Here is a 25103-nt window from a genome sequence, read left to right as displayed (position 1 = left end):
CCTCGCGGGTGGTCGACTGTGGAAGTTGCCGGGTACGCCCGGTCTAAACCGGCGCCATTCTTGAATGAATCTCGGGAGAAGTCACCGGCAAAATACGGGCATTGGCGGAGATATCTCGCCACATTCGGCCGCACGGGCTCCGCCGTCGGGCAACCTCAGCCGTGCCGGCCGCCTTCCAGGTAGGCGGCGCGAATCTCGGGGCGCTGCAACAACTCGGCGCCGGTGCCGGCCAGCGTGATCAGGCCGTTGACCATGACGTAACCGCGATGGGCGAGCTTCAGCGCATGGTTGGCGTTCTGCTCGACGATCAGGACCGTCAGGCCGTCCTGGCGGTTCAGGGTGCGGATCGCATCGAAAATCTGGCGCGCGATCAGCGGCGCCAGTCCGAGCGAGGGCTCGTCGAGCAGCAGCAGGCGGGGGCGGCTCATCAGAGCGCGGCCGATTGCCAGCATCTGCTGCTCGCCGCCGGACAGCGTTCCGCCGCGCTGGGCGTAGCGCTCCTTCAGGCGCGGGAACAGCGTGAACACGCGTTGCAGCGTGGCCTCGCGTTCGGCGTCGGTGCATCCGGTGGCATCCGCCCCCATCTGGAGGTTTTCCGCCACGCTCATGCGCGGGAAGATGCGGCGGCCTTCCGGCGATTGCGCGATGCGCAAATGGGCGATCTCGTGGGTGGGAACCTCGGTGATGTCACGGCCTTCGTACAGGATCTGGCCGGCGCGGGCGCGCGGCTTGCCGAAGATCGTCATCATCAGCGTCGACTTGCCGGCGCCGTTGGCGCCGATCAGCGCGACGATCTCGCCGGCGCTGATCTCGACATCGACGCCCTTTAGCGCCTCGATCTTGCCGTAGGCGGCGCGCAGGCCCCGGATCGAGAGTAGGGGAGCGGACGCCGACGTCACGACCCGCTCTCCATCACGGCCACGGCCTCTTCCTCGTCGGTGCCGAGATAGGCCGCGATCACCTTGGGATCGTCGCGGATCTCGCGCGGAGAGCCTTCCGCGATCTTGACGCCATGGTCCATCACCACGATGTGGTCGGAGATCTCCATCACGACCGACATGTCGTGCTCGATCAGCAGGATCGAGGTGCCGAGCTCGTTGCGGATCGAGAGCAGGAGCTCGCTCAGGGCTGCGCTCTCGCGTGCGTTGAGACCCGCGGCGGGCTCGTCCAGGCACAGCAGGGCGGGCTCGGTGCACATCGCGCGCGCAATCTCGAGCCGGCGCTGGTCGCCATAGGCGAAATTGCCGGCGGCATCGTCGGCGCGGTCGAGCAAATTGACCCGCTTCAGCCAGTCGGTGGCGAGGTCGATCGCGCGCTTTTCGGCGTCGCGGTAGCCGGGCGCACCGATGAGGCCGAGAAAGGTGAAGCCGGAGGCGCGCATCAACGCGTTGTGCTGCGCCACCATCAGGTTTTCCAGCGCTGTCATGCCGGGAAACAGGCGGATGTTCTGGAAGGTGCGCGCCACCTTGGCCTGCTTGGCGATGCGGAAATCGTTCAGCCGCTCCAGCGCAATCACCTTGCCGTCGTCATGGGTGAGGCGAATGGCGCCGCCGCTCGGCTTGTAGAAGCCGGTGATGCAGTTGAACACGGTGGTCTTGCCGGCGCCGTTCGGCCCGATCAGCGCGGTGATCTTCTTCCGCTCGGCAGCGAATGAAAGATCCTGCACGGCGACGATGCCGCCGAAGCGCATGGTCAGCCGATCGACGCCAAGAATCTTGTCGCTAATCTTGTCGCCGCTCATCCGTGCCCTTCCTTGACGAGGTCGGAGGAGATCGCCTGCGCCTTGGTCAGATACACGGTCGGCGCGCGATGGCCGATCAGGCCGCGCGGCCGCCAGATCATGATCAGCACCATGGCCATGCCGAACACCAGCATGCGGTAGGTCTCGAGGCTGCGGAACAGCTCGAAGCCGCCGATCATGGCGAGCGCAGCGAGCGCGACGCCGAGCTGCGAGCCCATGCCGCCGAGCACGACGATGGCGAGCACCAGCGCCGATTCCTGGAAGGTGAAGGATTCCGGACTGATGAAGCCCTGGCGCGTCGCGAAGAACGCACCGGCAAAGCCGCCGAACATGGCGCCGGTCGCGAACGCCGTGAGCTTGGTGGTCGTGGTGTTGATGCCGAGCGCGCGGCAGGCGACCTCGTCCTCGCGCAAGGCCTCCCAGGCGCGGCCGATCGGCAGGCGGCGCAGCCGGATCGTCACCCAGTTGGTGAGCAGCGCGAGCGCCAGGATCAGGTAGAACAGGAAGACGATGCGCTGGGTCGGCGAATATTCGATGCCGAGCCTGGCGGCGAGCCCGTTGTCGCTGTTGTCCAGCGGGATGCCGAAGAACGAGGGGCGGGGAATGCTGGAGACGCCGTTGGGGCCGCCGGTGAGGCTCTGCCAGTTGATGATGACGAGGCGGATGATCTCGCCGAAGGCGAGCGTCACAATGGCGAGATAGTCGCCGCGCAGGCGCAGCACGGGGAAGCCGAGCAGCACGCCCCAGAACGCGGCGAGGATGCCGGCGAGCGGCAGGCAGACCCAGAACGACCAGCCGAAATTGGTCGCCAGCAGCGCGTAGGAATAGGCGCCCACCGCATAGAAGGCGACGTAGCCGAGATCGAGCAGGCCGGCGAGCCCGACCACGACGTTCAGCCCCCAGCCGAGCATGACATAGGTGAGCACGAGGATCGCGAGGTCGAGGATATAGCGCTGATCATAGAAGATCACCGGCACAAGCACCGTGAAGATCAGAAGTGCGGGCGCCAAGTAACGGCCCAGCAACGACATGCCGCTGCGCATAGCCGGCGGCACCAGCTTGTCGGTGCCGCTGGAACCGATCCACTGTCGCAACAGCCCGAGCACGATCGAGCCGCCGAACACGGCGGCAACGAGCGAGGCGACCTCGCCGAAGCGGGTCCAATAGGTGAGCTGGCCGTCGGAACCCGCTTCGGTGCGGACGCCGACCATCAGCGAGAACAGCACCAGCGCGATCAGGGCGTTGACGAAGGCCGTCTTCAGCAGAGCGGGGATGTCCGTTGCAGGTTTGGTCGTATTGCTCGAGAGAATTGTCACGCGGCGACCGTCAGACTTTTTCGACTTCGGGACGGCCAAGCAGGCCGGTCGGCATGAAGATCAGCACGACGATCAGGATCGAGAACGCCGCGACGTCCTTGTACTCGACCGAGAAATAGGCCGACCAGAACGTCTCGATCAGGCCGATCGCGAGACCGCCCAGCATGGCGCCAGGCAGCGAGCCGATGCCGCCGAGCACCGCCGCGGTGAACGCCTTGATGCCGGCGACGAAGCCCATGAAGAAATCCACCAGGCCGTAATAGAGCAGGTACATCAGGCCCGCGACCGCGGCGAGTGCGGCGCCGATCACGAAGGTCATGGAGATGGTGCGGTCGACGTTGACGCCGAGCAGCGCCGCCATGGTCTGGTCCTGCTCGCAGGCCCGCATGTCGCGGCCGAGCCGGGTGCGCGACACCAGCCAGGTGAAGATCCCAAGCAGCACGATGGTGGTGAGAACCACCATGATCTGGATGTTGGAGAGCTGGATCACAAAACCGTCCGCGCTTTCGTGCAGCGTATAGCCGCCGGTGATGAACGGCGGGATCGGCTTGACGCGGGCGCCCTGCGCCACCTGCGAGTAATTCGTCAGGACGAAGGACATGCCGATCGCCGACAGCATCGGGGCGAGGCGGAAGGAATGACGCAGGGGCCGGTAGGCGATGCGCTCGATGGTCCAGCCATAGAGCGCGGTGATCGCCATCGACACCAGCAGCACCACCAGCAGGATCACCGGGATCGCGGTCAGGCCGAGCGAGATCAGGATCAGGAAGGTGATCAGGGCGATGAAGCCGCCGATCATGAAGACATCGCCATGGGCGAAATTGATCATGCCGACGATGCCGTAGACCATCGTATAGCCGATGGCAATCAGGCCGTAGATCGAGCCCAGAACGAGACCGTTGATGAGCTGCTGGGCGAAATAATCCATGGGCTGCCGTTACCACCTGACGCGGCTCAAAGGGAGCTCTTCGAGAGAGAGTTTCTGCGAGTTTCTTCTCGGGCCCCGGCAGCCCCTAAGCATTCTTCCCGTTTTGTAACAGGAGGGAACTGGCGGCTGCAACTGGCCATGCCTCGGCACAAAGGCTTGTACAGTGGTCATTTCGTTACGGACGTCATTTCGGTTCCGCAGGTGCGAGGAACCGGGTTCCGCAAAGCAACCAAACTAAATCCCGGCCGTTGTCTCTTCTCTGAGGTCCAACAAGGGAGTTCCCCCAAATGTCGAAGCAGCAAGATCAGAATCCGGGCCAGCAGACTCAGAACCCCGGCCAGAAACCCGGGCAGCAGCAGGGTGGCGGGCAGAAACCCGGACAGCAGCAGCAGGATCCGCAGCGCCAGGGCGAGAAGCCCGGCCAGCAACAGGGCGGCCAGCACGGTCAGGACAAGTAGTTTCGGAGCCTAGACGCGAAGAGGGCCCCGCCGGGAGGCGGGGCCTTTTTCCGTGGGCGCGACGACCGGCGGGCCAGTTAAGGTAAACAAAGGGTTTAAATTGCCGCCATGGTCTGATGCGAGTTAGCTCCTCGGCAAAGCCTTTCCATGGAAGGCGCGCAGCGAGCGAAGCGGGAAGCGGCATGTTCAGGAATTGGCGGATCGGTTCGGTCAACGGCGCCCTGCTGGCGGCCTATTTCATCCCGGCCTGGACGCTCGTGGCCTTCAACATCATGGTGGCACCGGTGCACGGCCTCTACGAGCGGCCGAGTGTCGCGGTGGCGCTGTTCCTCAGCGACCATCTTCAGATGGCGGGGATGAGCACAGTGCGTGCCGCCTGGCTACTGGCGCTGGGCCGGCTGACGGTGGTGGCGTTCTTTGCCATCTATCTCGCGCTTCTTTGCATTCCCCGCGTCCGCAAGAATGGCGGCAGCGACGAGGCGCTCGGCATTGCGCTTGCGATCGGCAGCCTCATCTCGTTTACGAGCATGTTGATGGCCTCGAAGGTCGGCGAGATGGCCGCGCTCCGGCTGCATGCCACCGAGCTCCTGCTGCTGCTCGGCGCTGCCATCGTGGTGGTGATCGAACGGCCCGCGCCGGCGCCCAAGGACGTTCGGGAGACCGTCGAGACCGCCGCGCCGCTAGCTCTTGAGCAGGCCGAGCTCCTGCACAATGGCTGAGGCTTCCTTGACGGCGTGGTTCGCCGCCGGCACGCCACAATAGATTGCCTGCTGAAGCAGGATTTCCTTGATGTCGTCGGGGGTGAAGCCGCCCTCGGCGAGCGCCGCGCGCACATGCAGGCGGAATTCGTCCCATTGCCCCAGCGCGACCATGGTGCCGATCACGAGCACGCGCCGCGTACGCTCGTCGAAATGCGGCCGCGTCCAGATCTCGCCCCAGGCGTAGCGCGTGATCATGTCCTGGAAGTCGGTGTTGAAGGCGTTGCGGCCCGCGATCGACTTGTCGACCCAGGCATTGCCCAAAACCTTCCGGCGCACATTCATGCCGGCATCGCGGCGTTTCTGGTCGTCCATTTGTATTTCCTCCTTCGTCATTGCGAGCGGCTTGTCCGCCGAAGCTCGAAGAGCGAAGGCGGAAGCGAAGCAATCCAGAATCTTTCCGCGGAGGCAGTCTGGATTGCTTCGTCGCTACGCTCCTCGCAATGACGGCCGTGGTTAGCGTTGCGTCAGGAAACCCACCACCGCGTCGGTGAAGGCGTGCGGCTGCTCGACATTGGAAATGTGAGCGGCGTCGATGATGGTCATGCTGGCGCCGGGAATGTTGGAGCGGATCAATTCACCCGCCGAGATCGGCGTCGCCATGTCGTGGCGGCCGGCGATCACCAGCGTCGGGCTCTTGATCTTGGCGAGCATCTCGCGCTGATCGAGCGTCGACAGCGCCTCGCAGCAGGCGAGATAGCCCTCGACGGGGGAGGCGAGCAGCATCGACTTCATCTTCGCCGTGATCTGCGGCTCACGCTCGCGGAAATCCTGGGTCAGCCAGCCCGCGATCACGGCATCGGCCACCGCCGCGATGCCGCCCTTCTTCACGGCGTCGATGCGCTCCAGCCATTTGGTCGGCTCGGCGTAGTAGCAGGAGGTGTTGGCGAGGATGAGCTTGCCGAAGCGCTCCGGCGCATTGGCCCCTAACCATTGCCCGACCATGCCGCCCATCGACAGGCCGCACCAATGCACCTTCTCGATGTTGAGGTCGTCGAGGATTGCCAGCACGTCGCGGCCGAAGCGCTCCATCGTATAGGGGGCAGGCGGAACGTTGGACTTGCCGTGGCCGCGGCGGTCATAGCGGATGACGCGGAACACCTGCGTCAGCGCCTTCATCTGCGGCTCCCACATCTGCAGCGTGCAGCCGAGCGAATTAGACAGCATCAGCGTCGGCCCGCCGTCGCGGCCCTCGACGGAGACGTTGATCAGGCAACCGTCGGCATCGATCATGGGCATGCTGGGCGTCTCCGTTTCAGTCGCGCTCGAGGCTGTCGAGCAGCCGGTCGATCAGGGCTTGGGAAGCCCCTTGATAGGCCATCGGCTCGAACAATGCCGCAATTTTTTCCGGCGAAAGATGCGCCGTGACCTGCGAATCGGCCGACAGCACATCGCGCAGATGCTTCTTCTCGGCGACCGCGCGCTTGCTGGCGGCCTCGATCAGATGATGCGCATCGCTCTTGCCGATCTTGTCGGCCAGCGCAAAGGTGACCGCCTCCGCCATGATGAGCCCATGCGTCGCATCGAGGTTGCTGCGCATGCGCGCGGCATCGACGTCGAGGCCCTCCGCGATGTCGACGATGGCGGCGAGCGCGCCCGAGGCGACCAGCATCAATTGCGGCAGCGTCGGCCATTCCGCGTGCCAAGGGCCGGCGCTGCGTTCGTGGTCCTGCACCTGGGCTGCAAAGATCGTCGCGGCGAGCTGCGGGGCCATGGTTGCGCAGCCCAGCGCGCTGGCGGCCGCGACCGGATTGCGCTTGTGCGGCATGGTCGAGGAGCCGCCGCGGCCTTCGCCGGCAGGCTCGAACGCTTCGCCAACATCGGTCTGCATCATCAGCGAGACGTCGCGCGCGATCTTGCCGCAGCTTCCGGCGAGAATCGCAAAGCATGATGCGGCTTCCGCGATCCGGTCGCGATGGGTGTGCCAGGGCGCTTCCGGCAGCGGCAGGTTGAGCTCCTGCGCCAATCGCTCTGCAACGACGAGCCCCTTGTCGCCGAGGGCCGCGAGCGTGCCGGCCGCGCCGCCGAATTGCAGCGCAAGGCCCTCGCGGGAGAGCCGCCGCAGGCGGCAGCGGGCGCGGGCGAGGCTCGATGCGTATTCCGCAGCCTTCAGGCCGAACGGCATCGGCAGCGCGTGCTGGAGCCAGGTCCGTGCCACCATGGCGGTGTTGCGATGGCTCCGCGCCAGGGCGGCAAAGCCCTTGATGGCGCGGCTGAGATCGGCATCGAGTGCATCGATGCCGGCGCGAAGCGTGAGCATGGTCGCGGTGTCGATGACATCCTGGCTCGTCGCGCCCCAATGGATGTAGCGCGCGGCCTCCGCATCGGCCTTGCCGACATTGGCCGTGAGCGCCTTGACCAGGGGAATCGCGAGATTGCCGGATCGCGTCGCGGCCTCGCCCAGAGCGGCCATGTCAAAGCTATCGGCCTTGCACGCGGCTTCGATCGGGCCCACCGCGGATGCGGGAATCACATCCGTGGCGGCCTCGGCGCGTGCCAGGGCTGCCTCGAAATCGAGCATGTTCTGGAGGGTTGACCGGTCGTCGCAGACCGCGCGCATGGCTGCGCTCGACAGCATCGGCGCGAGCAGGGGGGAGAGGGCTGTGCTCATGTTGCGCGGGACCTAATCACCATGCCCCGGCTCTGCCAATCCCAAACCATCGGCGCAAAGCTTTTTGCAGTTGCGAATATGCATTGCACGTGGCCGGGGGGTGCCCTTTCCTTTGCGGCCTCCGTGCGTTACTTGAGCAGCATATAGTGAAGCATCCGGGAGGTACCCCATGGCCATGACGATGAACGGCGAAGTCCAGCTTGCGGCGCCGCGCGAGGCCGTGTGGGAGAAGCTCAACAATCCCGAGGTGCTGAAGGCCTGCATCCCCGGCTGCGAGGAGCTGGAAAAGACCGACGACGGCGGCTTTCGCGCGACGGCGAAAATGAAGGTCGGGCCGGTGTCGGCGCGCTTCAAGGGCAAGGTGACGCTGAGTGACCTCGACCCGCCGAACGGCTACAAAATCTCCGGCGAAGGCGAGGGCGGGGTCGCCGGCTTCGCCAAGGGCGGCGCCGTGGTCAAGCTCGCGGAGAAGGACGGCGGTACGCTGCTCTCCTACGAGGTCGAGGCGCAGATCGGCGGCAAGTTGGCGCAGCTCGGCCAGCGCCTCATCAACGGCGCCGCCAAGAAACTGGCCGACGAATTTTTCGCGAACTTCGCCAAGGCGGTACAGGGCTGAAGGCTATCGCCTTTCGGCATGGCGCCTTGCGTCCGGGGCGATGTTGCCCCCGGGCATAATGGCCCATATGATGGGTTGGAATAATTATAAGAACCGCTTCGACGGGACCCGTCGGGGCGCTGATAGAGAGTGCTTATGGCAAAAATCTCCCTCATCGTGAACGGCAATCCTGTCACGGCCAACGTCGATCCCCGCACCCTTCTGGTGCAGTTCCTGCGCGAGAATCTGCGCCTGACCGGCACGCATGTCGGCTGCGACACCTCGCAGTGCGGCGCCTGTGTCGTGCATCTCGACGGCAAGGCCGTGAAGTCCTGCACCACGCTGGCCGTGATGGCCGACGGCCACGAGGTCAAGACGATCGAGGGACTGGCCGCCGACGGCGCTCCGCTGCATCCGATGCAGGAGGCCTTCCGCGAGCACCATGGCCTGCAGTGCGGCTTCTGCACGCCGGGCATGATCATGACGGCGATCGACATCGTCCATCGCAAGGGCCACGAGCTCGACGACCACACCATCCGCGAGGAGCTGGATGGCAATCTCTGCCGTTGCACCGGCTACCAGAACATCGTCGCTTCGATCTCCGCCGGCGCCAAGGCGATGGCGAAATCCGATCTCGCCTAACCGCGCGCGCATTCTGCGATCAGGACATTCAGATGTACGAATTCAAATATCATCGCCCCGGGACCGTGCGGCAGGCCGCCAACCTCCTGGTGAAGAACGAAGACGCCAAGGTGATCGCCGGCGGCCACACGCTGATTCCCGTCATGAAGCAGCGTCTCGCGAGCCCGCCCCATCTGGTCGACCTCTCCCACATCGAGGGGCTCAACACGATCGAGATGAAGGGCCGCGCGCTCGTGATCGGCGCCACCGCCAGGCATGCCGAGGTCGCAAGCTCCGCGATCGTCGGTGAGGCGATCCCGGCGCTGGCCAATCTTGCCAGCCAGATCGGCGACCCCGCCGTGCGCCACAAGGGCACGATCGGCGGCTCGCTCGCCAACAACGATCCGACCGCGGACTATCCGGCCGCGGTGCTCGCGCTCGGCGCCACCATCGTCACCAACAAGCGCCGCCTCAAGGCGGAAGAGTATTTCCAGGGGCTGTTCACGACGGCGCTCGAAGCCGACGAGATCATCACCAAGGTGATGTTCCCGCTGCCGAAGAAGGCGGCCTACATCAAGTTCCGCAATCAGGCTTCGCGTTATGCGCTGGTCGGCGTGTTCGTGGCGCGGCGTCCTTCGGACGTGCGCGTTGCCGTCACCGGTGCCGGCTCCGAAGGCGTGTTCCGCGTCACCGCGTTCGAGGAAGCCCTGAAGAAGCGCTTCGCCGCGAAGGCGCTCGATGGCATCGAGGTGCCGGCGGAAGGCCTTAACAGCGACATCCACGGCAGCGCCGAATACCGTGCGCATCTCATCGGGGTGCTGACGCGGCGTGCCCTCGATGCCGCCAACGCCAAGGAGTGAGTGAACCTCACGCCTCGGCCCAAACTTGTCCCCGGTGAGGGCGTAGCGAGACTGGCTTTTTCATGACTCTCACGGCCCTGCCGGCATCGGTCGATGCGATGCTCGAACTCTTGACTTCGCGCGGTTATCTCGCGGAGCGGTCGCTGGCGACGGTGACCTATCTGTCGCTGCGCATGGGCCGGCCGCTGTTCCTGGAGGGCGAAGCCGGCGTCGGCAAGACCGAGATCGCCAAGGTGCTGTCGGCGGCGCTGGGGCGGAAGCTGATCCGCCTGCAGTGCTACGAGGGCCTCGACGTCTCCTCCGCCGTCTACGAGTGGAACAGCGCCGCGCAGATGATCGCGATCCGGATGGCGGAAGCCGCCGGCGACACCGACCGCGATCAGCTCTCGTCCGATATCTTCGCCGACCGCTACATGATCAAGCGGCCGTTGCTCCAGGCGCTGGAGCCTGACGTCGCCGGGCCGCCGGTGCTCCTGATCGACGAGCTCGACCGCGCCGACGAGGCGTTCGAGGCATATCTGCTCGAAATCCTCAGCGACTTCCAGGTGACCATCCCCGAATTCGGCACCGTGAAGGCGCCGCATCCGCCGATCGTCATCATCACCTCCAACCGCACCCGCGAGATCCATGACGCGCTGAAGCGGCGCTGTCTCTATCACTGGGTCGACTATCCCGAAGCCGAGCGCGAGCTCGCGATCGTCAAGACGCGCGTGCCCGGCATCTCGGCCAAGCTGTCGCAGCAGGTCGTGCGTTTCGTCCAGGCGTTGCGCAATCAGGATTTCTACAAGTCACCGGGGGTCGCCGAGACCATCGACTGGGCCACCGCGCTGTCGGAGCTCGACGCCCGCTCGCTGACCCCGCAAGTGGTCGGCGACACGCTGGGCGCGCTGCTCAAGTACCAGGACGACATCACCCGCATGCAGGGCGACACCCTGCAAAAGGTGCTGAAGGAAGCGACGAGCGAGAATTGATCTTGCGTCACTAGTACTCCCGTCATTCCGGGGCGACGCGCAGCGTCGAGCCCGGAATCCATAACCACGATCGGGAGTATGGATTCCGGGCTCGCGCCAAGTGGCGCGCCCCGGAATGACGAGGGGATGGATACGAGACCATGGCCATCAACCACCTTGCGCCCGACCAGACCGAGCAATTCGCCGACAACATCGTCGGCTTCGCCCGCGCGTTGCGCTCTGCCGGCATGCCGGTGGGACCAGGCGCCGTCATCGATGCCATGAGCGCGCTGCAGGTGATCGACATCGGCAACCGCGCCGACGTCTTCACCACGCTGGAGGCGATCTTCGTCAAGCGCCACGAGCATGCGCTGATCTTCAGGCAGGCCTTCAACCTGTTCTTCCGCGCCTCGGAAGAGTGGAAGCACATGCTGGATTCGGTGCCGTTGCCGGAGCAGGCCAAGAAGAAGCCGCAGGCCGGCTCCCGCCGCGTGCAGGAGGCGATGTCGCAGCCGCGGATGACGGAGACGCCGCAGCACCAGGAGCAGGATTTGCGCCTGTCGGTCTCCGACAAGGAGATCCTTCAGAAGAAGGATTTTGCGCAGATGAGCGCGGCTGAGATCACCGAAGCGCTCGGCGCCGTCGAGCGGATGCGGCTGCCGCAGGCCGAGCTTCTGACGCGCCGGCAGCGGCCCGATCCCCGCGGGCTTCGTCTTGATTTGCGCCGCACGCTGCGCGCGTCCTTGCGCACCGGCGGCGACATCATCGACATCCATCGCCTCGGGCGCATCGAAAAGCCGGCGCCGATCGTCGCGCTGCTCGATATCTCGGGCTCGATGAGCGAGTACACCCGCCTGTTCCTGCATTTCCTGCACGCCATCGGGGATGCGCGAAAGCGCGTCTCGGTGTTCCTGTTCGGCACGCGGCTGACCAACGTCACCCGGGCGCTGCGCCAGCGCGACCCCGATGAGGCGCTGGCGAGCTGCTCGGCCTCGGTCGAGGACTGGGCCGGCGGCACCCGGATTTCGGCCTCGCTGCACAACTTCAACAAATTGTGGGCGCGGCGCGTGCTGAGCCAGGGCGCCATCGTGCTGCTGATCTCCGACGGGCTGGAGCGGGAGGCCGATTCCAGGCTCGCCTTCGAGATGGACCGGCTGCACCGGTCCTGCCGCCGGCTGATCTGGCTCAACCCGCTATTGCGGTTCGGCGGCTTCGAGGCCAAGGCGCAGGGCATCAAAATGATGCTCCCGCACGTTGACGAATTCCGCCCGGTACATAATTTGAGTTCGATCCAGGAGCTGATCACGACGCTCTCCCGGCCGCTGCCGCCGCATCACCGCAGCCTGATCCGTTCCGCAGCTTGAGAGGTTAAGCCATGCTCGATCGCGACGAGGATATTCTGAAAGCGGCGGAGAATTGGCAGAAGGCCGGCCGGGGCGTCGCGCTGGCCACCGTTGTGGAGACCTGGGGCTCGGCGCCGCGCCCGGCGGGCTCGAGCCTCGTAATCAACGATGAGGGCACGTTTCTGGGGTCGGTCTCCGGCGGCTGCGTCGAAGGCGCCGTGGTCACCGAGGCCATGGACGTGATCCAGAGCGGCAAGCCCAGGATGCTGGAGTTCGGCGTTGCCGATGAGACGGCCTGGAATGTCGGGCTGTCCTGCGGCGGCACCATTCGCGTCTTCGTCGAGAAGGTCGGTTAGCCGTGAAGCTCGCAATCCTGCACGAACTCAATGCCGAGCGCGCCGCGCGCCGGCCGGCGATTTTGGTGACCGACACCGAGAGCGGCGAGCAGCGTCTGGTGAAATCCGCGGATTTCGCCAAGGACCCGTTGCGTGCCGAACTGGACAAGCAGCTTCGCATGGGCAAGAGCGCCAGTGTCGAAGCCGGCGGCAAAAAGCTGTTCCTCAACGTCTACGCGCCGACCGCAAAGCTCGTCATCGTCGGCGCGGTCCATATCAGCCAGGCGCTTGCGCCGCTGGCGCGCTCGCTGGGCTATGACGTCACCGTGGTCGATCCCCGCACGGCGTTTGCGAGCCCCGAGCGCTTCCCTGACGTTCCCTTGGTCGCCGAATGGCCCGACACCGCGCTGCCGCCGCTCAATGTCGATGCCTACACGGCTTTCGTCGCAGTGACGCACGATCCGAAGATCGACGATCCCGCGCTGCTGCACGCCTTTGAGCGCAACTGCTTCTATATCGGCGCGCTCGGCTCACGGAAGACGCATGCCAAGCGCGGCGACCGGCTGCGCGCGCAGGGCGCCAAGGACAGCGATATCGCGCGCATCCACGCGCCGATTGGGCTTGCGATCGGCGCGGTCTCGCCGTCCGAGATCGCGGTGTCGATCATGGCCGAGATCACGGCGGTGCTGCGCCTGCCTCCAAAAGAAAAAGAAGAAGCGGCATGAAATTCGGACCGGCGAGCCCCAAGGATGCGATCGGCGGGGTGACCGTCCACACCCTGCGCCAGGGTCCGCTGGTGCTGAAGAAAGGCACGACGATCGGCCCGGCCGAGGTCGAGGCGCTGACGCGCGCCGGCATCAAGGACGTCGTGGTGGTGCGCATGGAGGAGGGTGACGTCTCCGAGGATGTCGCCGCCGCCAGCATCGCGCTGGCCGTCGGCGGCGAGGGCATTCATGTCGAGCGCGCCTTCACCGGCCGCGCCAATCTGTTCGCCGCGCGTCCGGGCGTGCTGGTGATCGACCGCGCCGCGGTCGACCGCATCAACAATGTCGACGAGGCCATCACCTTTGCGACGCTCTCCGCCTACAAGCCGGTGGTCGAGGGCGAGATGGTCGGCACTGTCAAGATCATCCCGTTCGGCGTCGAAGGCAATTTGCGCGATGCCGCGGTGAAGGCGGCGGGCGGGGACGTACTGAAGATCGCGCCCTACGTCATCAAGCGCGTCGGCGTGGTCTCGACGCTGCTGCCGGGCCTCTCGTCGAAGGTGATCGACAAGACGCTGCGCGTCACCGCCGAGCGGCTCGCGCCGGCTGGCGCCAGCATCATTGCCGAGCGGCGCGTGCAGCATGAGGAGCTGGCGCTGTCGGCCGCGATCAAGGAATTGCTCGGGCTTGGTGCGGAGCTCGTCATCGTGTTCGGGGCGTCCGCGATCGCCGACCGCCGTGACGTGATTCCGGCGGCCGTCACTGGGATCGGCGGCGAGATCGAGCATTTCGGCATGCCGGTCGACCCCGGCAATTTGCTGCTGATCGCGCGTGCCGGCGGGGTGCCGGTGCTGGGCGCGCCGGGCTGCGCGCGCTCGCCGGTCGAGAACGGTTTTGACTGGGTGCTGATGCGGCTGCTCGCCGGCATCAAGGTGACGCGTTCCGAGTTGATGGGCATGGGCGTCGGCGGCCTCCTGATGGAGATCGTCACGCGGCCGCAGCCGCGCGCAGAACCCGCGATCGAGGGCAACAGCCAGGTCGCGGCCATCGTGCTCGCGGCGGGCCGCTCGACCCGGATGGGCGGACCGAACAAGCTGCTCGCCGAGCTCGACGGCAAGAAGCTGGTGCGGATCGCGACCGAGCAGGCGCTGGCCTCCAAGGCCTCCGAGGTGATCGTCGTCACCGGGCACCAGACCGAGTTGGTCGAGCAGGCGCTGCAAGGCTTGAAGGTGAAGTTCGTCCGCAACCCGGATTTCGCCGGCGGCATCGCGAGCTCGGTCAAGGCCGGCATCGCGGCCGTACCCGAGGCTTGCGACGGCGCCGTGGTCTGTTTGGGCGACATGCCGCTGATCGATGCTGGCCTGATCGACCGTCTCATCGACGGCTTTGCGCCGGACCGCGGCAACCTCATCGTCGTGCCCGTCAGTGACGGGCGCCGCGGCAATCCCGTGCTGTGGTCGCGCCGCTTCTTCAGGGAATTGATGACGCTCGACGGCGACGTCGGCGCGCGCCATCTGATCGCCAAGCACACCGAGGCGCTGGCCGAAGTCCCCGTGGATGGCGAGAGCGCCTTCCTCGACATCGACACGCCGCAGGCGCTGGAAGCGGCACGACGCGGGTAGTGGTGCCCGTAGGAGGTCGCTGCTATTCTCTTCACCGCGGCGGAGAAATGGCTCCCGTTCCAAGATGCGCAGCATCGTTGGTGGGCGGAGAAGATTCGGACATTCGATCGGTTTTCAATTCCTTTCCGTCTGGAGCGCGATCCTCTTGTTGTTCTCGCGCATGCTAGCCGTGTTCTTGCCAATTGGTGCTGCAGGACAATGAGCTTCCAAGCCGAAACTGCATTCGATCGCTCTACCGGATCGATCCGACAGCACCCATCCGAGCGGGACGCGCACATCGTCCGTCGCGAGGATCACCTTGCGCACTCTCCCCTCGGTGCACGATGCACTATGGTTTTCTTGATCGGCGTCGGCGCAAGTCTTTTGGTCCATAAATAGTTGAGCCTGCGCAACGGCGCGCCGGCCGCGTTCGGAGCGAATGCTATCCAGGGCTCGCAGTGGGGTCGCCAATTCACCAAAGGAGTAGGTAGAGTTGTCAAATCCGTCGTCGGCGGGAGGGCTAACCAGGGCTAGAAGAATGAATCGCGCTTTAGGCTTGCAGTCGACCGGACGAGTGGCAGGGCATGCTTGAAGTCGCGCGATGATATCGAGCGCCGTAGCAATTCCCGAATTGTCGGAATAACCACCATCAACAAGCCGACGCTTCTCAGTACGTATTCTCTCTCCCGTTGGAGCTGTCGCTGCATACCAACCAGCTGGGCTTACGAATGGAAAACTCGCGCTCAATCCAACACCGGTACTGAGCGGGATATCGAGCGTCGGATTCCTGTCAGATAGGCTATAGAGACCCGGCGTTTGACTGCTCTGCAAGCTCATCGGCGCAACGACCACCCGTTCGCCAGTCTCGACTTCGGTCGAATTTAAGAGCAGGGCCGGAGCCACACTTTTGGGATCCCAAGAGCCGAGAATGCCGGACTTGAACGGATTTGGATACTTCCGATCCTGTGCCGCTGCCGGCCAAGCATTTTCGATGGAGCGCTCGAGCGCGCGCGCTCGATTCAAACTTGCTCCGGGGCATAAGAGATTCCAGCAAGGCAGAATCCGCGCAGGCGCGTCCAAGAAGAGAGTTGCGCTTATAAGATCGGAGAGGAAGTCTTTCTGGAGAAAGCTCTGTGCATTGTCCCAATACCAATTCTGAGGCGCTCTGGCCGCATCGACTCGTGTTCTTGCCTTGACGAGGGATGAAAATATCGAGGCGCCCAAAGCGCCTCCGGAGACTGCACTGATCGCAAATGTGTGCTGCGCGAATTCTGGATACTGATCCTGTATTGCGGCGAGGAACATGCCGGCATGGTATGCGGCGTAGATGCCACCTCCTTCAGCTGCCACCACGTAGACGGGGTAGGTGCCGTCCTCGAAACGGTCGAGATCAGAGCGCGATGCTATCCAGGTTTGAAACCCGTCCTCGAGAGTTAATGGCTTCACGTAGGTTCCAGCTGTCGATTGGCCGGCAAGCCTGCGAATAGCGTGGTTGTCGTCAAGGTCGAAATACGCGAACGCGAGCATCGCGCCGATGATGACGTGAAGTCCGTGCCATCGCTTCTTTTCACGGGCCAGACCGAACAGCGTCGCCGAAAACGACAAGCTGGCGGCCAAGAATACATTTACCGTGAAAATCTCATTTTGCACCACGCTCATAATGTTGAGCCCGGAGGCCAAGTAGACGATCGGTACGATGCAGAACAGAACAAACGCAAAGATAGCCAGGACAAACAGCGAGAAAAGAGCCGCTTCGAACAGTTGGCGGTTCAGTTTGATACTGAGAAAGCTTTCCGATAGCCGAGGGAAATTCTTGAATAGCGTAACGAACGGGATCAAAGGCAAGTAGGGAAAAGCTCTGACGACGAAATCGATACGCCATCGGTCTCGCGATGTAAGGTACACCAGCAGAGTGTAGAGGAAGACGAGGCCAAATATAGAGGCCAGCAACAGCCCATAGAAGAGTATTTCCCACCCCACGTAAAACAGCTCACCCTTCAGCGGAAAGGTTGGCACAAGTGCGTTGTAGAAAATAACAACCGGAAGCAGTGGCGCCAGCAGCCAAGCAAAGCCGAAACGGTTTGCTTGCGACATGACTTCGAGCAGGCGATCCGCTATTCGGTGCGCGTGGGGATACAGCCGAAATGCTGAGACAACGTCGGAATACGGGTAGAAGTGGGCTGGTCCCCATACGCCGAGGGCGATGACTAACAGCAGCATCGAACTCGTTGCCCACAGATCAGTTCCGAAGACGCCAGCCATGAGACTGAAGGGCGCGAGCGGGTCGTTCGGATCGATGCCCGGTGCAAACTTGATCCACAGAACCTCGCGCATTTGCGCCGTCGAATAGATAACGCTTGCCAGAATCAGCACGAAGATCGGAGCGGCGAGGTCGGAAAAGACCTCGAATAACCCATGGATGCGGGCCCACAAACTCGGCAGCAGCAACAGCACGATCCCAGCACAAATTACGGCGCTGACGAAATCCCAGACGACAACTATGCCTTCGAAGGACTCGTGATAGACCGGGAGGAAAAGAAAGAGCCAAAGAATGAGAACAATTAAGGTGCCCAATACAATTCGATCGTTGGTAGAAAGCATATCTGCCTCCCGCAACATCCTATGGTTGAATTCTGGCACAAGTTCTGATCCTTCGGCAAGAGCGCCAAGCGGAGTTGTTCTCTTCCTGTACGTGGCTGGGCAGGCCGAGAAAACGTAGCTGCAATTGAAAAGGCGCGGTCTTGAACCGTGAGGGCTCGGATCGCGCTCGCGGCCATCCTTCGAGACGACGCGCTACGCGGTCTCCTCAGGATGAGGTCTGAGCCTGCGGCCGTGCCTCATTCGTCCGTTTTCAACCCCTCGTTCACCATCTGGAAACGACCACCGCTTAGAGTCCCTTCCACCTGCCTTGGGGGGAGGGGTTTTTCCATGGCTTCGAATGTCGTCGCGCGCCGTTGCGCGATGTTTTTCTTTGCGCTGTCGGTTTGTGTCGCCGGCGCTCGCTACATCACGGATGCGCATGCTGCCGGTGCGTTTGCGGTCGGCAAGTGCGGGGCCTATGGCCAGGCTTTTGATTACGGCGCCGAGCGCGAGGCCCGTGCCGCGGCGCAGAAGCAGTGCAAGGGCGACTGCACGACCGTGACCATGAAGCGCGCCTGCGCCGCGATGTCGGTCGATATGGCCAACCCGTGCGGCGCCTATGGCTATGCCGTGAAGCCGAAGATCTCGGCCTCGCTCAATGCCGCCACGCGCGAGTGCTACAAATACGGCGGCAAGGAATGCGTGATCCGCGCCTGGGCCTGCGATGCCAAGGGATAATCCTTTTGCTGTCATTGGCGATGCAACGGGTACCGCGCGATGCGCGGACCGGAGCATTGCGTCAGGAATGACATTCGGGACAGTCCGGCCTTGACGATGCCGAGACTTCGACACTCCAAATACAGCCGCCTCACCCCGGCGGCATGCCTGCGAATTTCGGCAGGTCGGGATCGAGACGATCCCAATCGTACCCACGCGCTGCGTAGGTCACCACCTGCGGCTTGTAGCGGGCGGGCTCGTCGAGGCTTGCGGCGCGGATGGTGAAGATGTCGGGCATCGCCGCAAAGGTCATGTAGACCGGCAAGCCGCACTGCGTGCAGAAACCGCGCGTCTTCACGTTGCCGCTGTCGCCGATCATGTCCCAATGCTTCGCCTCGCCCGTCAGCGTGACACCTTCGCGCGCGAAGGTCATGTACGAGCCGTGACCGCTACCGCTTTCGCGCTGGCAGTCCCGGCACTGGCAGTGATTGCTGAACAGCGGCTCACCGAGAATCGAATAGCGGATCGCGCCGCAGGCGCAGCCGCCGGTAAAAGGCCTGGTCATCGAAATATCTCCCACTCACTTCTCGCCACTGATCTCGTCGAGCTGGCGGACAACCTTCTTCCAGCCGCCGCTCATGACCGTGTAGGCCGACTCGTTCCTGGGCATGACGAAGCCCGCATGCACTAGGCGGATCCGCGTGCCGGCTTCGACCGGGGTGAGGGACCACGTCACGACGGTATCGAGCGGCGCGCCGTAGCCGGTGTTGCGTTCGTCACCGCCCTTCCAGGCGTAGACGAGGCGCCGGTTCGGTATCACTTCGAGAACGCGGCAATGGATGACGCCGTCCCAGTTGCCGCCCGGCGTTGTCTGGAAGGTGAAGGCCTTGCCTTCGGCGGCTTCGAAGCCGGTCGGCTGCATCAGCCAGCGCGCGATCAACTGGGCGCTGGTCAACGTCTTCCAGATCGTCTCGGGCGCGTGAGGGAAGACCTCCTCCAAAACAATGTCTTGGACGCTGTCTTTTGTCCCGGCTCTGAACTCGGCTGCACTCACGGATCGATCTCCTTCAAGAGGTCACGCAGATTCTGGAAGCGCTCGCGCCAGAACACGCCGTAATGGTCCATCCAGGTGACCAGCGGCTCGAGTCCTTGCGGCGCGGCGCGGTAATAGACGTTGCGGCCCTCGGCGCGCTCGGCGACGAGGCCGGCCTGCTTCAGCGACTTCAAATGCTGCGAGATCGCGCCCTGCGTCACGCCGCTGCCGCGGGTGAGCTCGGCCACGCTGATCTCCTTGCTCTCGAACACGCGCTCGAACACGGCACGGCGCGTCGGATCGGCGAGGGCACGCATCACGGTGGTGACGGGATTTGGGGCGGCTTCGATCATGGATATTCGATTAGCAAACGCTAATGCATTAGTCAATACTAATTTGTTGGCTGCATAGGGTTGGATCGCTGCCTTGACTATGACTGACCGGTCAGTCATAAATAGGGGGTGACAAAGAAGCCCACCAAAGCAGCCACGCCAACCGCAGCTCGCGCCGATGCGAAGGGCCGTGCGCCCGCCGACGCTGCGCCCGCTTCGAACCGTGCCACGCGTGCGGCCGAGCGTCGGTCGGCGATCGTGGAAGCGGCGATGGAGGAGTTCATCGCGCGCGGCTTTGCCGCGACGCGGCTCGACGACATCGCCAAGCGGGCGGGCGTGGCCAAGGGCACGATCTACCTGCACTTCAAGGACAAGGAATCGATGTTCGAGGAGCTGGTGCGCACTGTGATCGTGCCGGTGGTGGCGAAGCTGAATGCTCTGCCGCCGCCGACGGGCTCCGTGCGCGATCTCGTCGAGGCCTTTGCCGGTAACTTCCTCAAGGAGGTCATCGGCACGAGGCGCGGCGATCTCGTGCGATTGATCGTGGCGGAAGGGCCGCGCTTTCCGTCCGTCGCCGATTTCTACTATCGCGAGGTCGTCTCGCGCGGGATCGCCGGCATGCGCGCGCTGATCGAGCTCGGCATTGCCCGCGGCGAGATCCGCGAGAAGAACCTCGCGCGCTATCCGCAGATCCTGGTCGCACCCGCGATGATCGCGGTGATCTGGCAGAGCCTGTTTGCGCGGCACGCGCCGCTCGACGCCCAGGACATGCTGCGCGTCCATCTCGATCTGATTTTTGGCGAACGGAGGACGACATGAGGTCGTCATGAAGCATCTCTCACCTCATCCTGAGGAGCGCGGAACGCGCGTCTCGAAGGATGCAGGCTCCGCTGTGGCTCCTCGCCCTTCGAGACGCCGCTTCGCGGCTCCTCAGGGTGAGGGGTCGACAGCAGCATCTGCCGCGGCAAACGACCCTGTTTTCGGTGCGTCTGTCGCGGCTTTGTTCGATCGCGGTTCTGGTGCTTGCAACCGGCCTTGCCGGTTGCAAGGACAAGCGCGACCCCGGATTTCAGGGTTGGGTCGAGGCCGACATGATCTTCGTCAGCCCGGACGAAGCGGGCCGCGTGACGAAGCTCAATGTCCGCGAGGGCGATGAGGTGAAGGTCGGCGATGCCCTCTATTCCGTCGACGACGATCTCCAGCTTGCCGACCTCAACCAGAACAAGGCGACACTGGCCAATGCGCAGCAGACCTATGATCGCGCGGCCTCGCTGAACAAGACTGGCTCCGGTACGCAGGCCAATCTCGATTCCGCCGTGTCGTCCTTGCGTGTCGCCGAAGCGCGGGTCGCGACGTCGGAGACGCGAATGGCGCGGCGCAGGGGCTTTGCGCCCGTTGCTGGCACCATCCAGCAGATCTATTTCCGCGAGGGCGAGATGGTGGCGGCGCAGCGGCCGGTGCTCTCGATCATGCCGCCCGGCAACATGAAGCTGCGCTTCTTCGTTCCGGAGACCGAGTTGCCGAAGCTTGCGATCGGCGACACGGTGCGCATCTCTTGCGACAATTGCGCGGCGGATCTCATCGCAAAGATCTATTTCATCGCGACCTCGGCCGAATACACTCCGCCTGTCATCTACAGCCTCGATGAGCGCAACAAGCTGGTCTATTTGATCCAGGCGCGCCCCTCGCGGCCCGATGCCCTGCGGGTCGGACAGCCTATCGACGTCTATCTCCATCCAAAAACGCCGGTGGCGGACAAGCGATGAGCGGCGGCAACGGCATCGCGATCGACGTCAAGGGCCTGACCAAGTCGTTTGGCGGCCGCGAGGTCGTGCACGATCTGTCGATGCAGGTGAAGCGCGGCTCGATCTACGGCTTCCTCGGGCCGAACGGCTCGGGCAAGACCACCACCATCCGCATCCTCTGCGGCCTGCTCACGCCCGACAGCGGCGAGGGTACCTGCCTCGGCTACGACATCCGGCGCGATGCCGAAAAGATCAAGCGCCAGGTGGGCTACATGACCCAGCGCTTCAGCCTGTACCAGGACCTCTCGGTGCGCGAGAACCTCGAATTCGTCGCGCGGCTCTATGGCCTCGCCGATGCACGCGGCGCCGCGCGCGACATGATCAAGCGGCTCGGGCTGTCGGGGCGCGAGGAGCAGCTCGCGGGCGAGCTCTCCGGCGGCTGGAAGCAGCGGCTCGCGCTCGGGGCCTGCACGCTGCCCAGTCCGAAACTGCTGCTGCTGGACGAGCCGACCGCCGGCGTCGATCCCAAGGCGCGTCGCGACTTCTGGAACGAGATCCATGCGCTCGCGGCCGACGGCCTCACCGTCCTGGTCTCGACCCACTACATGGACGAGGCCGAGCGCTGCCACGAGATCGCCTACATCGCCTACGGCCATCTCCTGGCGCACGGCACGGTCGAGGAGGTGATCGCGAAGTCCGCCCTGACGACCTACACCGTGACGGGCGAGGAGCTCAACGGGCTGACGGCCGCGCTCACCGGCAAGCCCGGTGTAGATATGGTGGCGCCGTTCGGCACTTCGCTGCACGTTTCCGGGCGCGACGTCGCCGCACTCGAGGCCAGCATCGCGCCATGGCGCGAGAAGGGCGGCCTGCACTGGCACAAATCATCGCCCTCGCTCGAAGACGTGTTCATCGAATTGATGAGCCGTTCCAAGGACAATTTCCAATGAGCGCCGCCGATCATCCCGCACCCGCGCACGAGATCCGCGAGCGCTTCGGCTTCTGGAAGCGCTCCTATGCGATGCTGGTCAAGGAGTTCATCCAGCTCAAGCGCGACCGCGTCTCGTTCGCGATGATCGTGATGCTGCCGGTGATGCAGCTTCTGCTGTTCGGCTATGCCATCAACACCACGCCGCACAATCTGCCGAGCGCGGTGCTGCTCCAGGAGGATTCGGATCTTGCCCGCTCGGTGTTGAAGGCGCTGGAGAACACCGCCTATTTCCGCTTCATCTACGAGGTGCACGATGTCGACGATTTCGACAACCTGCTGAAATCGGGCAAGGTGCTGTTCGGCGTCGAGATTCCGCGCGGCTTCGAGCGGGCGGTCCGGCGCGGCGACCGGCCGGCGCTGCTGGTTGCGGCCGACGCCACCGATCCCGTTGCGGCCAGCGCCGCGCTCGGCTCGCTCGGCATGGTCGTGCAGACCGCGCTTGCGCACGATCTCTATATCGGCAATCCGCCCGAGATGCCGTTCGAGATCCGCGCGCATGCGCGCTACAATCCGGCCGCGTCGTCCAGCCTCAATATCGTGCCGGGCCTCGTCGGCACCATTCTCACCATGACCATGCTGATCTTCACCGCGCTCTCGGTCACCCGCGAGGTCGAGCGGGGCACCATGGAGAGCCTGCTGTCGATGCCGATCAAGCCGGTCGAGGTGATGTTCGGCAAGATCGTTCCTTATGTGCTGGTTGGCTTCCTTCAGGCCTTCCTCATCATCGGCATCGGTGTCGGCTTGTTCGGCGTGCCCTTGCTCGGCAATCTGTTCCTGCTCGCGCTGCTGTCGACCTTGTTCATCGCGACAAATCTGTCGATTGGCTACACCATCTCGACGGTGGTGCAGAACCAGCTCCAGGCCATGCAGATGGCCATGATGTTCTTCCTGCCGAGCATTCTGCTCTCCGGATTCATGTTCCCATTCGCCGGCATGCCGGTCTGGGCGCAATATCTCGGTGAATGCCTGCCGCTGACCCACTACTTGCGGATCGTCCGCGCCATCATGCTGAAGGGCGCGACCATGCAGAATTTGCGCTTCGATGCGCTGGCGCTGGCGATCCTGATGCTGGTCGCCATGACCATCGCGGTGACGCGCTTCCGCCGCACGCTGGATTGAGGCACAATGCCCCTGAATCGAGGGGAGAAATGGTCAGGTTTGCCAGCAGGAAGACCCGGCAGCATGCCGTGATGTCGGACGAGTTCGAGCGCGAGCTGACGCGGGAGGTGCTGCGGACCGAGCTGTTGCGGGTGAGGGCGCTGATCACGACGGGCTGCGTCATGATCCTGTTCCTCACCGCAACCTACCTGATCGACCCTGCCATCGTGAACCGGGTCTGGCGCGGGACGGAGGGCTTGGTCCGCGAATACATGCTCTTGGGGGGCTTCATCCTCTTCGAGGTCTGGGTCCACAGCCAGATCAGGCGAAACCTCAAGCTCGATCGCGACCTGCCGGTGATCAGGCGCTATATCGGCGCTCTCATCGAAACGTCGCTGCCGACGATCATCCTGATTCTGCAGATTCGCAGCATGGGCGCTGGGCCCGCGCTCGGTTTCGTGCTGCCACTGGCCTATTTCATCTTCATCATTCTTTCGACGCTGCGGCTCGATTTCTGGCTGTCCACCTTCACGGGATTTGTGGCCGCAGCCGAACTCCTGGCCGTCGCGCTGTACTACAATTCGGCCAGCGAGGCTGGCGAACCGCTGATCTACTTTCACGCTGTGCGCAGCACCATCATCCTGATCTGCGGCGTGCTCGCCGGCTCCGTCGGCGCGCGGCTGCGGCGGCAATTTGCCGCGAGCATCGCGGCCGCCACCGCGCGTGATCGCGTCACCAACCTGTTCGGCCAGCATGTCTCGCCGCAGGTGGTGGAACGGCTGATGGCGGCGGGGCCCAGCGCGGGCGGCGACCTTCGCCGCGTCGCGGTGATGTTCGTCGATTTCCGCGGCTTCACCGCCAGCGCGCGGTTGCGCACCCCGCAGGAGGTGGTTGACCGGCTCGACGGTGCGTTCGCCGTGCTGGTCGACATCCTCGATCGTCAGGGCGGCATCGTGAACAAGTTTTTGGGCGATGGCTTCCTCGCCCTGTTCGGCGCGCCGCTGGAGGCTTCCGACGCCGCGCACCGCGCGGTTGCCGCGGGCCGCGAGATGCTGGCCGCGATGGACCGCATCAACGCGCAAACGAGCTGGCCGCTGCGGATCGGCATCGGCATCCATTTTGGCGAGGTCGTTGCCGGCAATATCGGCTCGCCCCGGCGCAAGGAGTACACGGTGATCGGCGACACCGTGAACTTCGCCTCGCGGCTGGAGGCACTCAACAAGGAGTTCGGCTCGCACCTGCTGATCTCCGCGTCCGTCCGCGAGGCGCTCGGCGACGACGGTGAGGACGCCGTCGCGCTCGGCGAGGTCGCGGTTCGCGGCTACGAGCACAAGGTGGCGGTGTTTCAACTGGGGTGAGGGGCTCGCGTTTCGTTGAAGGCGCGTGATGAAATATCTCACGGCGATTTCCGCTCATATTGTCAGGACGCCGAAACCTCTCGGCTTCCGTTTGCCACGCGGAGAGAACCCATGACCCGATTGACCCTTGTCTCGGCCGCCCTGATCGCCGCCGCCGTCTATCAAACCCAGGCCGCAGCCGCTCGCGACGTCGCCCCGCGGCGTGCCCCGCCTCAGGCGGCTGCGGATTGCGTGAGGGCTCCAGCACAGGGCGCGTTTGCCTCAGCGCCCTACAAGCAGCCGCCCTGCACGCCGAAGTGAGCGAACTAACGCGCAAGGCGAGGTCGGGTTGGCAACGTCCGCCGGCCCGACCTCGCGTCCCCCCGGGGGGCGGTTCTCGATTGCGGTACCTTGGTAGTTCTTGACTCCTATCTCATCTAGTCATCTAC

At 64.2% G+C, this 25103-nt stretch carries 28 protein-coding genes; 17 read left to right on the top strand and 11 right to left on the bottom strand.

Annotated elements, in window-relative coordinates:
* Positions 1 to 155: 155 nt before the first annotated feature.
* From J4G43_RS33940 to J4G43_RS33925, 4 genes are read right to left on the bottom strand one after another with little or no spacing between them, the layout of a single operon-like run.
* A complete protein-coding gene (locus J4G43_RS33940; protein ID WP_208087591.1) occupies positions 156 to 899 on the bottom strand; it encodes an ABC transporter ATP-binding protein in 744 nt (247 codons plus the stop codon).
* Positions 896 to 1741: an ABC transporter ATP-binding protein gene (locus tag J4G43_RS33935; RefSeq protein ID WP_063982403.1), complete on the bottom strand. Its 846-nt coding sequence runs from the start codon at positions 1739 to 1741 to the stop codon at positions 896 to 898. Before J4G43_RS33935 ends, J4G43_RS33940 begins: the two co-directional genes overlap by 4 nt.
* The gene (livM, locus tag J4G43_RS33930) at positions 1738 to 3057 is read right to left on the bottom strand and encodes a high-affinity branched-chain amino acid ABC transporter permease LivM (RefSeq protein ID WP_321576282.1); all 1320 of its coding nucleotides are present in this window, start codon (positions 3055 to 3057) and stop codon (positions 1738 to 1740) included. The genes J4G43_RS33935 and livM overlap by 4 nt, the downstream gene beginning before the upstream one ends.
* A gap of 10 nt (positions 3058 to 3067) precedes the next feature.
* Complete coding sequence (locus J4G43_RS33925) at positions 3068 to 3985, bottom strand: ABC transporter permease subunit (RefSeq protein ID WP_028147449.1); 918 nt, start codon at positions 3983 to 3985, stop codon at positions 3068 to 3070.
* Positions 3986 to 4272: 287 nt separating this feature from the next.
* Between J4G43_RS33925 and J4G43_RS33920 the strand changes: the two genes are divergently transcribed.
* Both J4G43_RS33920 and J4G43_RS33915 read left to right on the top strand, forming a co-directional pair.
* Positions 4273 to 4443 carry a hypothetical protein gene (locus J4G43_RS33920; protein WP_208087590.1) on the top strand — a complete coding sequence of 57 codons (171 nt, stop codon included), beginning with the start codon at positions 4273 to 4275 and terminating at the stop codon, positions 4441 to 4443.
* A gap of 182 nt (positions 4444 to 4625) precedes the next feature.
* Positions 4626 to 5162: a hypothetical protein gene (locus J4G43_RS33915; protein ID WP_166091451.1), complete on the top strand. Its 537-nt coding sequence runs from the start codon at positions 4626 to 4628 to the stop codon at positions 5160 to 5162.
* Here the strand turns inward: J4G43_RS33915 and J4G43_RS33910 are convergent.
* From J4G43_RS33910 to J4G43_RS33900, 3 genes are all read right to left on the bottom strand, one after another.
* Positions 5124 to 5516 carry a carboxymuconolactone decarboxylase family protein gene (locus tag J4G43_RS33910; RefSeq protein ID WP_039152041.1) on the bottom strand — a complete coding sequence of 131 codons (393 nt, stop codon included), beginning with the start codon at positions 5514 to 5516 and terminating at the stop codon, positions 5124 to 5126. The two genes, J4G43_RS33915 and J4G43_RS33910, sit on opposite strands and share 39 nt — an antisense overlap.
* A 141-nt stretch (positions 5517 to 5657) precedes the next feature.
* Positions 5658 to 6440 (bottom strand): 3-oxoadipate enol-lactonase, encoded by a 783-nt coding sequence (gene pcaD, locus J4G43_RS33905; RefSeq protein WP_166091455.1) that lies wholly within the window; start codon positions 6438 to 6440, stop codon positions 5658 to 5660.
* A 16-nt stretch (positions 6441 to 6456) separates the two neighbouring features.
* Complete coding sequence (locus tag J4G43_RS33900; RefSeq protein WP_208087589.1) at positions 6457 to 7812, bottom strand: 3-carboxy-cis,cis-muconate cycloisomerase; 1356 nt, start codon at positions 7810 to 7812, stop codon at positions 6457 to 6459.
* Positions 7813 to 7981: 169 nt separating this feature from the next.
* On the opposite strand from J4G43_RS33900, the gene J4G43_RS33895 reads away from it, so the two are divergent.
* From J4G43_RS33895 to J4G43_RS33860, 8 genes are all read left to right on the top strand, one after another.
* Positions 7982 to 8428: an SRPBCC family protein gene (locus J4G43_RS33895; RefSeq protein ID WP_063982407.1), complete on the top strand. Its 447-nt coding sequence runs from the start codon at positions 7982 to 7984 to the stop codon at positions 8426 to 8428.
* 135 nt (positions 8429 to 8563) lie between these two features.
* Entirely contained in the window at positions 8564 to 9049 is a 486-nt protein-coding gene (locus J4G43_RS33890) for a (2Fe-2S)-binding protein (protein WP_208087588.1), read from the top strand.
* A gap of 32 nt (positions 9050 to 9081) precedes the next feature.
* Positions 9082 to 9888, top strand: coding sequence for an FAD binding domain-containing protein (locus J4G43_RS33885; protein ID WP_014494195.1), 807 nt, complete (start codon positions 9082 to 9084; stop codon positions 9886 to 9888).
* Between the two features lie 62 nt (positions 9889 to 9950).
* A complete protein-coding gene (locus tag J4G43_RS33880; RefSeq protein WP_014494196.1) occupies positions 9951 to 10859 on the top strand; it encodes an AAA family ATPase in 909 nt (302 codons plus the stop codon).
* 140 nt (positions 10860 to 10999) lie between these two features.
* Positions 11000 to 12202 (top strand): vWA domain-containing protein, encoded by a 1203-nt coding sequence (locus tag J4G43_RS33875; RefSeq protein WP_208087587.1) that lies wholly within the window; start codon positions 11000 to 11002, stop codon positions 12200 to 12202.
* Between the two features lie 11 nt (positions 12203 to 12213).
* Positions 12214 to 12537, top strand: coding sequence for an XdhC family protein (locus tag J4G43_RS33870; RefSeq protein ID WP_208087586.1), 324 nt, complete (start codon positions 12214 to 12216; stop codon positions 12535 to 12537).
* Positions 12538 to 12539: 2 nt separating this feature from the next.
* The gene (locus tag J4G43_RS33865; protein WP_208087585.1) at positions 12540 to 13241 is read left to right on the top strand and encodes an XdhC family protein; all 702 of its coding nucleotides are present in this window, start codon (positions 12540 to 12542) and stop codon (positions 13239 to 13241) included.
* Entirely contained in the window at positions 13238 to 14842 is a 1605-nt protein-coding gene (locus J4G43_RS33860) for an NTP transferase domain-containing protein (protein ID WP_208087584.1), read from the top strand. The genes J4G43_RS33865 and J4G43_RS33860 overlap by 4 nt, the downstream gene beginning before the upstream one ends.
* 114 nt (positions 14843 to 14956) lie before the next feature.
* Here the strand turns inward: J4G43_RS33860 and J4G43_RS33855 are convergent, their stop codons facing one another.
* Positions 14957 to 17422, bottom strand: coding sequence for a patatin-like phospholipase family protein (locus J4G43_RS33855; RefSeq protein WP_208087583.1), 2466 nt, complete (start codon positions 17420 to 17422; stop codon positions 14957 to 14959).
* Between the two features lie 327 nt (positions 17423 to 17749).
* Between J4G43_RS33855 and J4G43_RS33850 the strand changes: the two genes are divergently transcribed.
* Positions 17750 to 18139 (top strand): DUF4189 domain-containing protein, encoded by a 390-nt coding sequence (locus J4G43_RS33850; protein ID WP_028158473.1) that lies wholly within the window; start codon positions 17750 to 17752, stop codon positions 18137 to 18139.
* A gap of 130 nt (positions 18140 to 18269) precedes the next feature.
* Here J4G43_RS33850 and J4G43_RS33845 read toward each other — a convergent pair whose 3' ends face one another.
* From J4G43_RS33845 to J4G43_RS33835, 3 genes are read right to left on the bottom strand one after another with little or no spacing between them, the layout of a single operon-like run.
* Positions 18270 to 18683, bottom strand: coding sequence for a GFA family protein (locus J4G43_RS33845; RefSeq protein WP_208072035.1), 414 nt, complete (start codon positions 18681 to 18683; stop codon positions 18270 to 18272).
* Between the two features lie 15 nt (positions 18684 to 18698).
* The gene (locus J4G43_RS33840; protein WP_166091501.1) at positions 18699 to 19172 is read right to left on the bottom strand and encodes an SRPBCC family protein; all 474 of its coding nucleotides are present in this window, start codon (positions 19170 to 19172) and stop codon (positions 18699 to 18701) included.
* Complete coding sequence (locus J4G43_RS33835) at positions 19169 to 19504, bottom strand: ArsR/SmtB family transcription factor (protein WP_011088398.1); 336 nt, start codon at positions 19502 to 19504, stop codon at positions 19169 to 19171. Before J4G43_RS33835 ends, J4G43_RS33840 begins: the two co-directional genes overlap by 4 nt.
* Before the next feature lie 108 nt (positions 19505 to 19612).
* Here J4G43_RS33835 and J4G43_RS33830 point away from each other — a divergent pair, with 108 nt between their 5' ends.
* The 6 genes from J4G43_RS33830 (at position 19613) to J4G43_RS33805 (ending at position 24975) form a co-directional block, all read left to right on the top strand.
* Positions 19613 to 20302 carry a TetR/AcrR family transcriptional regulator gene (locus tag J4G43_RS33830; protein WP_094184412.1) on the top strand — a complete coding sequence of 230 codons (690 nt, stop codon included), beginning with the start codon at positions 19613 to 19615 and terminating at the stop codon, positions 20300 to 20302.
* A gap of 116 nt (positions 20303 to 20418) precedes the next feature.
* Entirely contained in the window at positions 20419 to 21249 is an 831-nt protein-coding gene (locus J4G43_RS33825) for an HlyD family secretion protein (RefSeq protein ID WP_408581371.1), read from the top strand.
* Positions 21246 to 22178: an ABC transporter ATP-binding protein gene (locus J4G43_RS33820; RefSeq protein ID WP_208087582.1), complete on the top strand. Its 933-nt coding sequence runs from the start codon at positions 21246 to 21248 to the stop codon at positions 22176 to 22178. The genes J4G43_RS33825 and J4G43_RS33820 overlap by 4 nt, the downstream gene beginning before the upstream one ends.
* Complete coding sequence (locus tag J4G43_RS33815) at positions 22175 to 23338, top strand: ABC transporter permease (RefSeq protein ID WP_208087581.1); 1164 nt, start codon at positions 22175 to 22177, stop codon at positions 23336 to 23338. The genes J4G43_RS33820 and J4G43_RS33815 overlap by 4 nt, the downstream gene beginning before the upstream one ends.
* Positions 23339 to 23367: 29 nt before the next feature.
* On the top strand, positions 23368 to 24675 hold the full coding sequence (locus J4G43_RS33810; RefSeq protein WP_208087580.1) for an adenylate/guanylate cyclase domain-containing protein: 1308 nt from the start codon (positions 23368 to 23370) through the stop codon (positions 24673 to 24675).
* A 111-nt stretch (positions 24676 to 24786) separates the two neighbouring features.
* The gene (locus J4G43_RS33805; protein ID WP_208087579.1) at positions 24787 to 24975 is read left to right on the top strand and encodes a hypothetical protein; all 189 of its coding nucleotides are present in this window, start codon (positions 24787 to 24789) and stop codon (positions 24973 to 24975) included.
* Positions 24976 to 25103 lie beyond the last annotated feature (128 nt).

Source organism: Bradyrhizobium barranii subsp. barranii, assembly GCF_017565645.3.
In the GTDB taxonomy this organism is placed as follows: Bacteria; Pseudomonadota; Alphaproteobacteria; order Rhizobiales; family Xanthobacteraceae; genus Bradyrhizobium; species Bradyrhizobium barranii.
This window is presented reverse-complemented; position numbering and strand designations above follow the sequence as displayed.